This window comes from Plantactinospora soyae, assembly GCF_014874095.1.
In the GTDB taxonomy this organism is placed as follows: Bacteria; Actinomycetota; Actinomycetes; order Mycobacteriales; family Micromonosporaceae; genus Plantactinospora; species Plantactinospora soyae.
Genome location: NZ_JADBEB010000001.1, coordinates 7182954 through 7197992 on the forward strand (window position 1 = coordinate 7182954; position 15039 = coordinate 7197992).

Consider the following 15039-nt stretch of genomic DNA (forward strand, 5'->3'; position numbering starts at 1 on the left):
GTGCTGCGCTCGGCAACGTTTCTGCTGGAGTGCATGCTCCGGGCTGGGATGCGCGAGGTCGTCACGGTGGAGCCGGTGACGGGTGGGATCGCGGCGCTCGCGGGCATAGCCACCCGTCGGGACGCGCCGTCGGTGTTCGTCAAGGCCTTCGCCGAGGCGCCGGCCGACGACGTCTTCGTCACGGAGGCCGAAGGGCTGGCCGCCCTACGCGAGCTCGGCGGCGTGGCGACACCCGAGGTGATCCTGGCGGACCGGGAACTGCTTGTGTTGTCGGTGCTGAGGCCGAGGCCGCGCAGCGAGAGCTTCTGGGAGCAGTTCGCGCACATGCTCGCCCGCCTGCACATGGGCACGACCCATCCCCGCTTCGGATGGCACCGCGACAACTGGCTGGGCCGCCGCCGGCAGACCAACACCTGGGATGACGACGGCTTTGCCTTCTTCGCACAGCACCGGCTGCTTCGATGGCTCGGGCAGCCCCGCGTTGAGGCGGTACTCGACCGTGGAGACCGGGCGGCGCTGGAGCGGCTGTGTCACCGGCTGCCCGACCTGCTGCCGGACCGGCCGGCATGCCTGACACACGGCGACCTGTGGGCACAGAACATCCTGGCCACGCCGGACGGTCAGCCCGCGCTGATCGACCCGGCGGTCTCCTATACGTGGGCCGAGGTGGACCTCGCCCATGTGTGGTCCACCTCGCCCCCGCCCGAGGCGCAACGGTTCTTCGAGGTCTATGCGGAGCTGACCTGCCTCGACAGCGACTGGCGGACCCGAATGCCGATTGTCCAGCTGCGACAACACCTCGCCGTGCTGGCCCAGTTCGACGACGACTGGGGCGCGGGCGAACAGGTCCGTGCCACCCTTGCCCCATTCCGGACACGAACCTGACCAGAGGCCCGACGGGTGACCGTGGCTACCGCACGAGTCATGACTCCGGACTGGACGATATGCGCGACGACTCGGGACTGCTGGGAGGGCGCACCGACGCGTTACAGAACCGCGATGGCATCGTCGAGACTGCCCGGAAGCTGCTCGCCGAGCGGGGACTCGACCTACCGATGACCGCGATCGCCCGGCGCGCCGGGGGCGCGGTCGCGACCCTCTACCGCCGCTTCCCCACGAAGGAGTCGCTCATCATCGAGGCCTTCGCCGATCAGTTCGCGGCCTGCGCCTCGCTCATGGACGACGCACTGGCGGATCCCGATCCCTGGCGCGGGCGCGGCACGTCCTCGGCAGCAGGTCCTGACCTGACCCGGCTTGTCCGCCGGTCCCAGGCCGACCCCGGTGCTCTCCGACGGCCCGCGAACCTCAGGTCGGCCGCGACGCGTTGGCCATGATGGTCAGGGCGGCTCGTCGCGGGAGTCGGCGCAGCACCGCGAGGTTGAGTCGATTCCTGGTGCCCGAGACGACCCGGCTCGGGGTACGGGAGGCGTCGAGCGCGCGCAGGCCGGTCTCCACCACCTCGCGCGGCGTCTGGAACCGCACCCCCTTCTCGCTGGTGGCGGAGGTGGCGTAGAACTCCGTACGCGTCGAGCCCGGTGACAGCGCCAGCACCCGTAGCGGCGTGTGTCGCAGTTCGTGGGCGAGTGCCTCGGTGAAGCTGAGCACGTACGCCTTGCTGGCCGCGTACACCGCCATGCCCGGGGCAGGCTGATAGCCGACGATGCTGGCGATGGCCCCGTCGCCCGCGGCGAGCAGGTCGGGAAGCATCACCCGGGTCAGCTCGGTCAGCGCGGCGACGTTGACGGCGACCTGGTCATGCACGGTCCCGGTGGCGGCCCCGGCGAACGGGCCCGTCGCGCCCAGGCCCGCGCTGCTCCGTGTGACGGTCGGCATCCAGGACACCCACGGCGCCCCGGTCCGCCGTGCCCGGCGGCCCACCCGGAGGGAGGCGGTCCGGCGGCAGGCCGCCCCGACCCGACCGGGCCGCCGTGGTCAGTGCGCTCGCACCCAGAACTCGTTGCCGTCCGGATCGGCCAGCACGACGGCACCGTCGTCGCCGACCTCGAGCCGAGTGGCCCCGAGCGAGACCAGCCGGTCGACCTCCGCCTGCTGGGCGCCACCGGCCGGGGCGAGGTCGAACCGCTGCCGGTTTGTCGCCTCTTTCGGAGCCAGCGGCGGGCCGCCCCACGCGACCTTTGTCCCGCCGTGCGGTGACTGGATCGCGGTCTCCTCGTCCTGGTCCCACACCAGCGGCCAGCCCATCGCCTCGCTCCAGAAGAGGCCGACCTCCCGGGTACCGTCACAGGTAAGCTCGCCGAGCAGGCCGCAGCCGGCGAGGAAGGAGTTGTCCGGCTCGATCACGCAGAACTCGTTGCCCTCCGGGTCGGCCAGGACGATGTGCCCCTCCTCCGGGCGCTGCCCTACGTCGAGGTGGCTGGCGCCGAGCCCCAGCGCCGTCGCCACTATCTGCCGCTGGTCGCGGCCGGCGCTGGTCAGGTGAAGGTGCATGCGGTTCAGCCCCACCTTCTCCGTGCGGCTCGGGACGAACCGGAGGCCGAGCTGGGTGTCCCCGCCGGGCAGAAACGCACCGGCGGCGTCCTCGACGACCTCCCGACCGAGCACGCCGGCCCAGAACCGCGCCAGACGAGCCGGGTCCCGCGCATCGAAGGTAACCGTCAGCAGTCGTGGGAGCATCACCGCACAGTAGACACGGAGCCGGAACGACGCCAAGGCATTTTGGCCGGGCCGGAGGTGTCCTCGGTGATGCTGCCCGCGTGCGGGGTGGCGCTATTCGAGGCTGGCCAGTTCGTCCGCGAACAGGCGGAGCGCCCCGGCTACCACGTTCTCGACCAGGTGATCCGGGTTGCCGGTACCCGGAATGGCCAACACGTGCGGCCCGCGACTCAACGTCCAGGCGATCCGGATCTGCGCGGGTGTGACGCCGTGCGCACGTGCGATGGCGAGGACCGCGTCGTTGTCGGCGACGCCGCCGGCCTCACGCCCGTCACCGGCGATCGCGAAGAAGGGTACGAACGCGATGCCCCGTTCACCACACGTGCGCAGGGTCGTCTCGCTGGTGCGCCTATCGATGCCGTACGCGTTCTGCACGCAGACGACGGGGGCGATCGCCTGGGCCTGGGCGAGATGTCGCGGACGGACATTGGAGATGCCCAGATGCCGGATCAGGCCGGCGTCGCGCAGCTCGGCAAGCGCACCGAAGTGCTCGGCGATCGAGTCGAGGTCGTGTTGGCGCAGGTTCACCACGTCCAGGTGGTCGCGGCCGAGTTGGCGCAGATTCTCCTCGACCTGGCCCCGCAGCTGATCGGGTCGGGCCAGTGGCAGCCAGCCACCGGACGGATCGCGGCCGGGACCGACCTTCGTGGTGATGACCAGATCGTCGGGGTACGGCGCCAGCGCCCGGTTGATCAGCTCGTTGGCCGAGCGCCGCGGGGAGAAGTAGAACGCCGCGGTGTCGATGTGGTTCACGCCCAGCTCCACCGCACGGCGTAGCACCCCGATCACCCTGTCACGGTCGGTTGGCGTACCGGGACGGAAGGCGGCGGCGCCCGTCAGTCGCATCGCGCCGAATCCGATCCGGTTGACGGTCAGGTCGCCGAGTGTCCAGGTACCCGCCGAAGCCGCACTGATCTCAGGAGTTGGCATCGGACGAACATAGCCATGACCGCTGACCTGCACAGTCGTTCGTCTGCCCGATAGTGCCACGCCAGGGTCCCTGTTACGTTAATTGTGGGTAGGAAACTGGGCCGCCCGGCTACGACCCGTGACGGGATCCCTGCCTTACCGCACGTCCGCTCGGCGGCAGGAGCGGACGCTCATGCTTCTTCGTACCGGCGGACGTCCACGCCCGGCAGCAGCCGGCACAGTTCGCGGTCGAGCGCGGCCTCGTCGGTCACCCGAACGCCGAATGGTAGGCGGATGTCGTGGTGCCGGTGCGGAGTCTCCGCCCGCAGGGTCAGCCCGTCGGCGTCGACGGCCACCGGCACCAACCGGGCGCCGGAGGCGGTCAGGGCCGGGTCCACCAGCGCGGCGAATCGGTGCACGACGTGCCGATGGTGCCGGACCAAGCGGGCCAGGTGCGCCGCCTCGACGGCGGCGACCGGGTCGGGGCGCGCCGCACGGTAGTCCTCGACTGGTACCTCGACGGCGACCCCGTGCCGTTCGACGTGCACGCTGTCGGGCTCGACCGCCCACAGGGCCACCGGCGGCAGGCCGAGCAGTGCCGTAACGGCGTCGTCGTCGCACGAGTCGAGGACGGCCGGGTCGAACCGGCGGACCTTGCCGGTCACGGTCAGCCACGCCCGGACCCGCGCGCGCACCGGCACCGGCACCAGGTGCGTGACATCGAGCCGGACGGCGCCATCCGCGCCGCGGGCGGCGACGAGCAGCCCGCCGAGCGGATTCATCGCGTCAACGGCCACGACGACCGTGCCGTCGGGGAGGACGGCGTGTGCGTCGATCAGGTCGGCGGCGGTGCCGGCCACCTCCAACCGCAGCGAGGTGCAGGTCACGAGGGCGGAGCGGACCTCGACCGCGTCGGGTGACGGCCGATCGTCGGTTCTCGCCGACGACCGGTCGGGTTCGGATGCCACCATCGGCCTCCTTCCGGCACGGTCAACTTGAGGCGAGCCTACCCTAATAGGTAAGGCTTGCCTTATTCAAGCGACCGTGGCGCAGGGAGGCCGGTGGCCTTGCCGCAGCGACCAGGTCAGGCCGGCTGGTAGGTCAGGCAGTCGCTGACCGTGGCACCCGGGCCGACCTGGACGGACGGCGCCGTGCAGGCCAGGTTGGTGTTGTGTACGCAGTCGGTGCGGGCGCACGCGCCGACGCTGCCGGTGATCTCCGCGATACCCCCGCGCACCGACGACTCGACGAACGTCGCGCAGGACGCGGCTCCGCCGGCCGCTGCGACGGTCACGGCCGGCGCGTGACACCCACCGTCGTTGAAGCTGCACGTGGTGGCGGCGCATTCGCGCACGGCAGGCATCTGCAAAAGGGTCTTCATGGTTCCTCCGCTCACTGTTTCCCACCTTGACCGACCGAGGTGCGATCAAGTCAAAGAATAACCAGAAAATCGTCCGGCCGCGCGTTTCCCCGGGTCACGCAAGAGGGCCTACGGTGGCATCTTGCCTGCTCAAGTGGGCAATGCGGATAGCCATGAAATTATCTGGGAATGCGCCTCGGCACGCCGGTCAGAAGGTAAGGCTGCGCTTTGTTCTGACCTTTCGGAAAGGCAAGGCTACCCTTTGCGATCGCATTCGGAGCGCATCCTCGCGGCGGCAATCCGCAACGGTGTGCGGTGTGCGGTGTGCGGTGTGCGGTGTGCGGTGTGCGGTGTGCGGTGTGCGGTGTGCGGTGTGCGGTGTGCGGTGTGCGATGAGGCGGTGCCCTCGTCGTCATCCGTACGCGCCGGCCAGGCGTGTGCGGACAACGCCCGCGCGGCCGGCCTGCCCGGCACGCGCGGGTAGCGCGCCCTCTCGTCCGTGATCTCACGGTCGAGGCTGCCGCAGGGAACGGGGCGGCGAACCGGCAGGAGCACAGAGCCGGGGTCGGTACCGATGCTCACCCTGGTCGGTGGAACTCCGCCCGCCAGCGCGGGTCGTCGTGGTCCCCCGGGCCGGCGATCTGCTCGATCCGCCTGCCTCAGCCGGAGGAATCCAGTAGCGCCGCCGCCGACGTATGCGGGAAGCTCAGGTCGATGGGAGCCCTGGACGCGTACGCTGCGGGAGTCACTCAAGGGCGCGTGGTCGAGTTCCGCCCGAGCGGGTCATCCATGGTCCCACTGATCCGCAGCCGCCAACTGGTGACCGTTGCTCCGGTCGACCCGACCAAACTGGAGGTCGGAGACATCGTCCTGGCGCGGGTCGCGGGAACCACCTACCTGCATCTCATTTCCGCGCTCAACGCCAGCACCGGCCGGGTGCAGATCAGCAACAACCGGGGACGCGTCAACGGCTGGACGAACTACGCCCGCGTCTATGGGATCTGCACCGCGATCGACGGAGTGCCCCGGCCCCGAAGCCTGGACAAGGTGCGACAACCGTGAGCGGGCCGACCCATCTGCTGAACCGCCCGCGCCCACCGCGCCGCGCCCCGCTGCGATGGACACCGCCTCCGGCCGCCGCGGGGGGCCGACCAGCGGCCGGCCCCCCGCAGTGGTTGCAGGCTAGGGCCAGGTCAGCCCCGCCACGAACGCCTCGGCCTCGGCGCGGGTGAAACTCCCGGTGAGGAGGACGAAGACGTTGCGACCGCCAGGGATGTCGACGGTGAGGATGTCGCCCTTGACGCCTTGGACATCTCCGGTCCGCCAGTGCGCGGGATGCCCCGCCACGGTGGCGTTCGGGACTTCGCCGGCCGGGTCCGCGCCCCGGTCCCGGATGTCCAGGAGCGAGCCGTCGGCCCTGCTGTAGACCAGCCGACCACCAGTCGCGAGGCCCTCCGCGGTCATGTTCGTGTCACAACGGGACAACACGGCCGTGGGCGGCGCGGCAGCGGTCGCGAACCGTACCGCGCATGAGCTGACCCGATCGAACCGGAGGCTGGATGCCGCGGCGATGAGCGCCTCCTTGCTGGTCCCGTTGATGCCCCGGGCCGCGACCCAGACGCCGGTCACGGGTTGCCAGAGGATCAACTGCTGCACCGCGTGGACGTGGTACTGGGCCGGTTTGTCGTTGACGGTGACCTCACCCTGCCGGGTATAGCCGCGCGTCTGTTCGAGCGCCATGGCGCCGGCCCAGAAGTCCACCGCGACCGGGCTGCCGAGCCTCAGGTACTCCGAGCCGAGCATGCTGGCCCAGCCAGCCGGCAAAGAAGGGTTGCCGGTCGGTGACTCCGTCTGGATGGTGGGCAGCCCGGGCGGTGGGCCCTCGACCGACAGGTGCAGGAGCGTCGGATCGCTGCCGAGCACGCTCGGGTCGTCCTGGACCGTGGGTCTGCCCGGGACGGACGGTGGCATCGGCACCGCCGCCGGCCCCTGCCCGTCGGTCCCGGCCTGGTCGATGCCCTGACCCGTCCCTGCCGATGTGGCCCAGACCGCCACCGGTCCACCGACTCCGACGCCGAGCACCGCCACCACGACGAGTGTCACCGCCGCGCGGCGACGCCGCCGCAGCGTCACGCCCCGGCTCGTCGCCCCGGTCAGGAGAGGCGCGACGTCGACCAGACCCTCGGCCTGGATGGCCATGCTCTGGCGCAGTTCGTCTTCGATGTTCATCGTGCTCCTCCCATCTCCTTGGCCAGCTCCTGGACGTTGAGGTCGCGGAGTTTGGCAAGTGCGCGCATGGCGTGGGTACGGACCGTGGGAAGCGAGCAGCCAAGGATCTCCGCGATCGCGGCGTCATCGAGATCCTCGTAGTACCGCAGCACCAGCACGGCCCGTTGCCGGTGGGGCAGGGTCAGCACCATTCGCCACAGCCGGTCCCGTTCGACCACCCTGGAGTCCGAGCTACCCACCGTCTCCTCACGGGTCGAGTCGCCGTACGGCATCTCGTGGTTCCTTGCCAGCCGCCACCACGAGCGATTCGCGTTGACCAGCATCTGCCGTACGTACGCGTCCTGCCGGCCGCCTGCGGATATCCGCCGCCAGTGGACGTACGCACGGGCCAGGACATCCTGGACCAGATCCTCAGCCCGGTGCCGATCACCGGCCAGCAACCGGGCCAGACGGACAAGGCTCGGTCCTCTCGTGGTCACAAACTCGTCGAATGTCACACGGCGCCCCCTCATCGTTCGCGTCACCGAGAGAGACGCCCCGGGCCCGGGGGCCTGTTGACAGCCGGCGGCCACTGTTCCGCCAGACGCGACGGCGTCCGAACCGATCGGCCTCAACTCGGATCAGGTTCAGGCTGACGGCGCTGGTCGGAAGGCCTGGGTCAGCATGCTGCGGGCGGGATGCTCTGCTCGTACTGGAAGATGTTCTGCGGGTCGTACTTCGCCTTGATCCTGCGCAGCCGGTCGAAGTTGGCCCCCCAGTAGGCGGTCTCCCAATCCTGCATCCCGATGTTCGGCACGTTGGCGTAGGCGCCGTTCACGTACGGCCGCAGTGCCTGGCTGAACTCGGCGATCCATGCCTGGGCGATCGGGGTGGTGGCGTCGCCGCTGTCCGGCACTCCTCGGGTGCCCCAGCCGGTACCGGGCTCGGAGTAGAAGAGCACCTCGCGGTGCGGGAACGCCGAGCCGCCGCGGGGTTCGGCCGCGTGGGCACCCGTGCCGAAGGCCTGGGTGAAGAAGTTGCTGTCCTCCGAGGGGGCGTCCGCCATGTACGCCCGGATCAGGTTGATCGCCTCCGTGGGGAACGGCTCGGTGGTGAACTGCGAGAAGAACTTCCAGTTCGCCGGCTCCTCCTCAGTCGGTATCTGGAATCCGGCGTAGATGTCGCCCCATCCCCCGGTCTGCACCGTGACCTCGGGACTGCCGACCGACAGGATCGATTCCAGCAGTTCCCTCGCCTCTGCCTCCGAGCCGTCGGCGAGGACACCGAACAGCAGGATCTGGGATTTGTGGATCTCAAGCTGGGTGCCGAGGCGGTTGTCGGCGAACGGTGCGCTGCGCTGCCATGTGTCGAAGACGCCGTGCAGGTCGTCAAGGCCTTCCCAGGTCGCTTGCAGGTAGGCGACTCCTCGTAGTGGCGTCACGTGGTAGGTGAGTGAGGTGACGATCCCGAAGTTGCCGTTGCCCGCTCCACGGAGCGCCCAGAGCAGATCCGGGTGGTTTCTCGGGTCCACCTCGATCGCCTCGGCACCGTCGGCACCCGATGCGACGACGATCTCCGCCCCGATCAGGTTGTCGCACGCCATGCCGAGGTAGCGGGTGAGGAAGCCAAAACCGCCGCCGAGGGTCGCACCGGACAGACCCACGCTTCCCTCCGTTCCCGTCGTGACCGCCAGCTCCTGCTCTGCGAGCGTGGTCACCGCCTCCAACTGGTTGAGGCCGGCGCCGACTGTCGCGGTGAGAGTGGCGGTGTCGATCTGGGCCGACTTCAGCTCGCTGACGTCGATCACGATGCCGTTGTCGACGTTCGACCAGCCCTCAAGGCTGTGCCGGCCGCTGCGTACCCGCAGTGCGACGTTGTGCTGCCGCGCCCAGGTGAGGGCGTTGACCACGTCCCGGGTCTCCTGGGCGAAGACGATGACCAGCGGATAGCGTACGAAAAGCTCGTCCCAACCGAGGCTCGCACTCGGATAGTCGGGGTCCCCCGGACGGACGATGCGGCCGGTCAGCTCAGCCGGCGGGCTCTCCACGCCGAGGGACGAGCCCGGGCCGTCATTGGCCGCGACGCCCTGGCTGCCTACGGCGATGATGCCCGGGACAACGAGCGCTCCGGCGCCAACTGCGGCCGTCGCCCTGAGCAGGTCGCGACGAGAAAGGTCGGGCATGGTCGTAGCCTCTCGATCGGGTTACGCCCGCATTCGACCAGGAGAGCAGCTGCCCTCCACCTGGCGCGCGCGAATTCACGGTAATACCGGAGGCTTCTTCGGATATCTGGAAACCCGTCCCGGAACCCGGTCGAGTGACGCTGGCCCGCCTTCACGGGGACCCATCAGGCGTTGGACCGCCGTACCGCGCCTCCGAGCCGGTCGTTCCCCGGCGGGGCAGGACGCCTGTTCGACGCGGGACGCCATCCGGGCGCCGCACACGCCAGTCGGGCCCCAACAGTGCGCCCGCAAAGTCCTCGTGGACCTGCGACGAATCTGCAAGATCGTCGCGGCGGTCACCATGCTCCACTTCGGCCAGGCCGGAACTACATGATCATATTCAACCGTCACATCCGCGCGACGAATGGCCGACCACGGTGGGTAGGGACGGAGGCAATATTGTCGATGCCCTGCGCCCGTGATAGCTTACGACGCGTTACGGAACGGGGCGCAATACTCACACCTTGAACGCGTAGTTCTGAGCATTCGGGCCCATGCTCAAACGGGGCGAGCAGAGCGATGGCGACCGAATTGTTGGTGGAGCGAGCAATGGCGCCACAGATGCTGGCAGCGGTACGCCGTTGCCTGCCGGCAGAGTTCACCGGGCGTCGTCTGCCATTCATCGGCGTCACCCGTTCACGAGGCTGCCACACCGAGGGACCGGCTAATCCCGGTGGCTGTCCGGCTGGAGTTCGATCCCGTTCGGCGCACCGCTGGCACCGCCTGTCTACCGACGACCACGGGTACCTCGGCGGCTCGTCGCCGGTCGACCTTCACCAGTACCTGGAAGATGAGGACAGCCAGTGAGGACATCCCCCACAGTCGGGCCGGTGCCGGACAGCGACCTGTCGGTGCTGGACTCGCCCATCTACCGGGCCGCCAAGGTACTGATAGTGACGCTGGGGGTGGCGTACGCGCTCAGTACCCTGATCCCCTTCGCCGATGAGCGCCCCGCCTTCCTCGACACCTGGTTCTATTCCACGGTGCTGGTGGCCACGTCTTTGCTGGCGCTGGCCCGGCCGATTCTGGTGCGGCGTAACCGCACCGCGTGGATCTGCGTCGGAGCGGGGATCGCCTCCTGGTCGGCCGGCGACATCTACTGGTCGGCCAGTTTCGCGACGGTCCGGACCAGCGAGATACCGGTTCCCTCGCTGGCGGACGTGTTCTACGTCGGCCTGTATCCGCTGGCATACGTCGGGTTCATCCTGTTGGCCCGGGCGACGGTACGCCGCCTGCCCACCTCGGTGTGGCTCGACGGCGTGGTCACCTCGCTGGCGGCCGGCGCCGTGTTCTCCGCCGCCGCGTTGACCGACGTACTGTCCGCCAACGCCGGTACGCCGTTGGCGGAGACGATGACCAATCTCTCCTACCCGGTCGGGGACCTCGTGCTCATGGTCGTCGCGGTCGCGGCGCTGGCGATGGTGCGGTGGCGCAACGATCCGGTGTGGTGGCTGCTCGGGCTGGGCGGGGCCGCCTTCGCCGTCGCCGACACGGCGTACCTGTTCGGCCTCGCCAACGACACCTACAACGACGGCACCTGGATCGACGGCATGTGGATGATCGGCCTCGCCCTGATGGCGCTGGCCGGTTCGTTGTTCCGCCGCCGACCCGTCGACGAGGTCCGGGGCTTCGCGGCGCTGCTGGTCCCGATCCTGTTCTCGCTCTGCGCGCTCGCGGTGCTCATCATCGGCACGCTCGTGTCGCTGCACCCGGTGTCGATCATCATGGCGAGCGGATGCCTGGTAGCCGCGGGCGTACGGACCGCGCTCACCTTCGAGCAGACCCGCGAGTTGACGCGTACCCGGGTCGAAGCGACCACCGACGAGCTGAGTGGGTTGGGCAACCGGCGGATGCTCGACTCCGCGCTGCCGAGCATGCTCGGCAGCCTCCCGGCGGGTGCGGCGTTGCCGCTCACAATCGTCAGCATCGACCACCTGCGGGAGATGAACCGCGTCCTCGGCTACGCCGCCGGCGACACGATCCTCAACACCGTCGGCCGCCGGTTGCACGAGGTCCTGCCGGCCGAGGCGGTCGCGGTCCGCCTGGGCGGCGCCGAGATCGCGATTCTGCGGACCGTCTCGGCGGGTACGGCGGACAGCATCGCCCGGGACACCGAGAATCTGCTACGCAGCTTGGGCGGCCCGGTCGTCGCCGGTCCGGTACCGGTGCAGATCGAGCTGAGCGCCGGCGTGGCCATCGCGCCGTCGCACGCGACAACGTCCGCCGAGCTGATCCACTGCGCCGCCGACGCGCTGCACGAGGCGAGGGCGAACCGCTCGGAGGTCGAGATCTACGAACCCCGCCTCCGTGGCGACCTGCACTCGCATCTCCTGCCGGACCTGCTACGCGCCGACGAGAGCGAACAGTTCTTCGTGTACTACCAGCCGAAGGTCGACCTGGCGACGCACCGACCGGTCGCGCTGGAAGCCCTGCTCCGCTGGCGTCATCCGACGCATGGCTGGATCGAGGCCGTCCCGCTGCAGCGTCTGGCGGCGCGGGTAGGGCTGACCCGCCGACTCACCCGAATTCTGCTGCTGTCGGCATTGCAGACCTGCGCGGCGTGGCGACGAGATGGCCACGATCTCGCAGTGGCCGCGGACGTCTCGATGGCCGGCGTACTCGACTCGCACCTGCCGTACGACGTGGTCAAGATGATCAACAAGGTCGGGTTGCCGCCACCGGTGCTGACTCTGGAGATCGCCGAGGAGGCGCTGCTCATCGACGCCCACCGCACCGCCACGGCCCTGAACCAGTTCCGTCACTTCGGCGTCCGCCTCGCGCTGGACCACTACGGCCGCTCCGCCCCCTCCCTCACCCACCTGCGCGGCATGGCGGTCGACGAACTGAAGCTGGACCCGTCATTCGTCGAGCCGATCGTCGACAGCACCCAGGACGCCGTCGTGGTCCGCTCCACCGTTGAACTGGCCCGATCCCTGAACATCAGCACGGTGGCGGAAGGAGTCGCCTCCCCCGACCTACTCGACGCCGTAACGCTGTCGGGCTGTTCCGCCGCCCAGGGCAGCATGTTCGGCGAGCCGATGAGCGTGGACGACATGCACAACTGGCTGACATCGCTGCACCAGGCCCCGGTCGCGAAGGGCTTCCTCGGCTGACAGCGGGTCGTCGGCCAGGCGGCGCCGACGACCCGGCCGTACCTCATCGCTGGATCGGAGCCACTCGTTCCGATCCCGGGCGCTACCACCGACGACGTGTCAACGGGTGAGACTCCACAGCTGCACCCGGTCGTCGTCGCGGGCGATCGCGACGAGGTCGCCGACCGGGCTGACCGCAAGCTCGGTGAAGGCGGCGGGGGTGTCCCTGGCGATCGTGACACCGGTCGGCGCCCGCCGACCGATGTCCCAGAACTGGACCAGGTTGGGACCGTGGCGCAGCAGGGTCGTGCGCACGTCGAGAAATGCCACGTCCCGGATACCGAGGTCGGTGCTGGAAAGCCGGTCGAGTATCCGGCGCCCGGGGACATCCCACAGCAGGATGGTGTCGTCGAGGTCGGTCGTGGCCAGCAGGCTGCTGTCGGCGGAGAAGGCCAGCCCGTTGACCAGTCCTCTGTGTCCGGCCAGCGGTGCGCCGAGCGGTTGGTAGGTCGTACCGTGCCACAGCTGCACGGTGGTGACGTCGACCGCGGCCACGATGGTCCCGTCTGGGCTGAAGACCACCTCGTCGGAGGTCTCCCCGGTGAACGTGACGGCAACGGGTTCGCGGGTACGCGCGTTCCACCACCGGATCCGGCCGCCCGCCCCGACAGTGGCCAGCCGGGTGCCGTCGGGGCTGAACGTCACGTGGTGTGCGCCGCCGCCGCAGGTCACGCACCGGTGGTAGGACGGGTCGGCCAGACCGGTGATCGGTGCGCCGAGTTGTCGGCGGCTGGCCACGTCCCACAGACGTACGGTGTCGTCGCGGCCTGCTGTGGCCAGCACGGTGCCGTCCGGGCTGAACGTGACGTCGTAGATCTCGTCGGTGTGCCCGGAAAGCGGCTCGCCGACGGGCTGCCGGGTGGCGACGTCCCAGAGTTGGACCGTACGGTCCTCGCCGACGGTGGCCAGGAGCGTACCGTCCGGGTGGAACGCCGGGCGACTCCCGGTCAGCAGCTCCGGGACCGGCTCGACGCCGCGGACGGGTCCGGCGGTGGACGGGTCCGGCCCGGGCGGCGCTGGTGACGGCCGATGGCTGTCGGCGCCGAGCAGTACGGCGAGCCCGACGGCCAATGCCAAGGCGACCACCCGGCTCCCGGTACGGCGGAGCGCCTGCCAAGGCCACGTCGCTGTCCCGGACGCGCTGGCCAGAGCGGTCGGAGCCGCCGTCGCTGTCGTGCCGATCGCGGCCGATCCACCGGTTGGGCCGAGGGCCGCCGCTGGTGTGCCTACGTGTACCGGGATGGCGATGACGGCTGGTGCCGGCGCGTCGATCGGGATGGCGGTGACCGCCGGCAGCTCGGTGCCGTGCCGCGTTGCCTGGGTGGGTCCGGCCCGGCTCGGGTGCCACGGGCCGGCGCCGACCGTCGGCGGGCCGCCGGACGGGTCGCCGTGCGGATCGGCGGCGGGGAGCCGGGTGGGCGGGCAGTACAGGGCGCCCTCGGCGACGACGAGTTCCGGATAGTCGATCACCGTCGGTGGGATCCCGAGGATGCGGTGCAGTGTGGTTCCGGCCAGCGGGATGCGCGACGCACCGCCGACCAGGAACACCGCACCGACCTCGCTGGTCGGCACGCCCAGGTCGGCGAGCAGACGCAGGGCCGTCGTGGCCGTCCGGTCCAGCAGCGGCCGGGCGGCGGACTCGAACTCGTCGCGGGTCAGGCGTACCGGCCGGTCCAGGATCGGCACGTACAGGTCGCCGGCGGGGTGGCGGGACAGGTGCTCCTTCAGACCCCGCGCGCTGTCCCAGAGCAGCCGTCGGTGCTGCCAGTCGGCCGGGCCGTCCGGCCGGTCCAGGCGCTGCCATCCCGGATGTGTCGCGCCGGTGCTGGTCCGGGCGTGTCGGACCACGAGATCGTCGAAATCGAGCCCACCGAGGTTGTCGAGCCCAGCGGTGCCGAGCACCGCCATCCCGGTCCCGGTCGGGCCCAGGACGGTCACGTCGAACGTGCCGGCACCCAGGTCGTAGACGACGACGCGGCGGCCGGGCGGCATCCGCCAGCCCCGCACCACGGCCAGGTACGCGGCCGCGCCGACCGGCTCGGCGACGAACCCGACCTGATGCACCCCGGCCAGCCGGGCGGCCTCGGCGAGCACCCGGAGCCGTGCCGCTCCCCAACTGGCCGGATGGGTGAGCACCACCTCCAGAGGCATGCCGCCGGTTGCCCGCAGCGCCTCGACGTACACCCGGTGGAGCACGGCGCCGACCAGCATCGGGACCGGGAATGTCCGCTGACCGAGCCAGAGCGCACCGTCGTCGACCCGCCGCTTCGGGTTGGGTTCGAAGGCGCCGGGGTCGCCCACGGCGGCACGTAGCGCGTCTGCACCGGCGAGCAGGGTCGCGTCGGGTCCGGCGAAGACCGCCGACGGCAGCAGTGGAGAGGCATCGAACAGCAGCGGCCGGATCCGCCCGTCGAGCCCGGCCAGCATGGCGACCGTGTGTGATGTGCCAAAGTCCACGCCGAGCCGGTACGCGCGTCCCGCCACGGCGGAAGTGTATGCCCACGCCAGCGGGAGAA

Annotated in this window: 13 protein-coding genes; 4 read left to right on the top strand and 9 right to left on the bottom strand. The window is 70.1% G+C overall.

What is annotated here, in order from left to right; translation table 11 throughout:
* Together H4W31_RS31450 and H4W31_RS31455 are read left to right on the top strand one after the other, a co-directional pair.
* On the top strand, positions 1 to 885 hold the full coding sequence (locus H4W31_RS31450) for a fructosamine kinase family protein (protein ID WP_318783511.1): 885 nt from the start codon (positions 1 to 3) through the stop codon (positions 883 to 885).
* 59 nt (positions 886 to 944) lie between these two features.
* Positions 945 to 1334, top strand: coding sequence for a TetR/AcrR family transcriptional regulator (locus tag H4W31_RS31455; RefSeq protein WP_192769941.1), 390 nt, complete (start codon positions 945 to 947; stop codon positions 1332 to 1334).
* Here H4W31_RS31455 and H4W31_RS31460 read toward each other — a convergent pair.
* The 5 genes from H4W31_RS31460 to H4W31_RS31480 form a co-directional block, all read right to left on the bottom strand.
* Positions 1306 to 1833 carry an SDR family NAD(P)-dependent oxidoreductase gene (locus tag H4W31_RS31460; RefSeq protein WP_192769942.1) on the bottom strand — a complete coding sequence of 176 codons (528 nt, stop codon included), beginning with the start codon at positions 1831 to 1833 and terminating at the stop codon, positions 1306 to 1308. The genes H4W31_RS31455 and H4W31_RS31460 overlap by 29 nt on opposite strands.
* Before the next feature lie 99 nt (positions 1834 to 1932).
* Complete coding sequence (locus H4W31_RS31465) at positions 1933 to 2634, bottom strand: VOC family protein (protein ID WP_192769943.1); 702 nt, start codon at positions 2632 to 2634, stop codon at positions 1933 to 1935.
* A gap of 93 nt (positions 2635 to 2727) precedes the next feature.
* Positions 2728 to 3603 (bottom strand): oxidoreductase, encoded by an 876-nt coding sequence (locus H4W31_RS31470; protein ID WP_192769944.1) that lies wholly within the window; start codon positions 3601 to 3603, stop codon positions 2728 to 2730.
* Positions 3604 to 3773: 170 nt separating this feature from the next.
* A complete protein-coding gene (locus tag H4W31_RS31475; RefSeq protein WP_192769945.1) occupies positions 3774 to 4553 on the bottom strand; it encodes a DUF2470 domain-containing protein in 780 nt (259 codons plus the stop codon).
* A gap of 113 nt (positions 4554 to 4666) precedes the next feature.
* Positions 4667 to 4963 (bottom strand): DUF1540 domain-containing protein, encoded by a 297-nt coding sequence (locus H4W31_RS31480; protein ID WP_192769946.1) that lies wholly within the window; start codon positions 4961 to 4963, stop codon positions 4667 to 4669.
* Between the two features lie 768 nt (positions 4964 to 5731).
* Here H4W31_RS31480 and H4W31_RS31485 point away from each other — a divergent pair.
* Positions 5732 to 6004 carry a hypothetical protein gene (locus tag H4W31_RS31485; protein WP_225945768.1) on the top strand — a complete coding sequence of 91 codons (273 nt, stop codon included), beginning with the start codon at positions 5732 to 5734 and terminating at the stop codon, positions 6002 to 6004.
* Between the two features lie 120 nt (positions 6005 to 6124).
* Here H4W31_RS31485 and H4W31_RS31490 read toward each other — a convergent pair whose 3' ends face one another.
* From H4W31_RS31490 to H4W31_RS31500, 3 genes are all read right to left on the bottom strand, one after another.
* On the bottom strand, positions 6125 to 7171 hold the full coding sequence (locus H4W31_RS31490) for a hypothetical protein (RefSeq protein ID WP_192769948.1): 1047 nt from the start codon (positions 7169 to 7171) through the stop codon (positions 6125 to 6127).
* A complete protein-coding gene (locus H4W31_RS31495; protein WP_192769949.1) occupies positions 7168 to 7668 on the bottom strand; it encodes a SigE family RNA polymerase sigma factor in 501 nt (166 codons plus the stop codon). The genes H4W31_RS31490 and H4W31_RS31495 overlap by 4 nt, the downstream gene beginning before the upstream one ends.
* 161 nt (positions 7669 to 7829) lie before the next feature.
* Positions 7830 to 9332 (bottom strand): FAD-binding oxidoreductase, encoded by a 1503-nt coding sequence (locus H4W31_RS31500; RefSeq protein WP_192769950.1) that lies wholly within the window; start codon positions 9330 to 9332, stop codon positions 7830 to 7832.
* An 869-nt stretch (positions 9333 to 10201) separates the two neighbouring features.
* Between H4W31_RS31500 and H4W31_RS44500 the strand changes: the two genes are divergently transcribed.
* On the top strand, positions 10202 to 12484 hold the full coding sequence (locus tag H4W31_RS44500) for an EAL domain-containing protein (RefSeq protein WP_192769951.1): 2283 nt from the start codon (positions 10202 to 10204) through the stop codon (positions 12482 to 12484).
* Positions 12485 to 12583: 99 nt separating this feature from the next.
* Here the strand turns inward: H4W31_RS44500 and H4W31_RS31510 are convergent, their stop codons facing one another.
* Positions 12584 to 15007: an Hsp70 family protein gene (locus tag H4W31_RS31510; RefSeq protein ID WP_192769952.1), complete on the bottom strand. Its 2424-nt coding sequence runs from the start codon at positions 15005 to 15007 to the stop codon at positions 12584 to 12586.
* Positions 15008 to 15039: the final 32 nt, after the last annotated feature.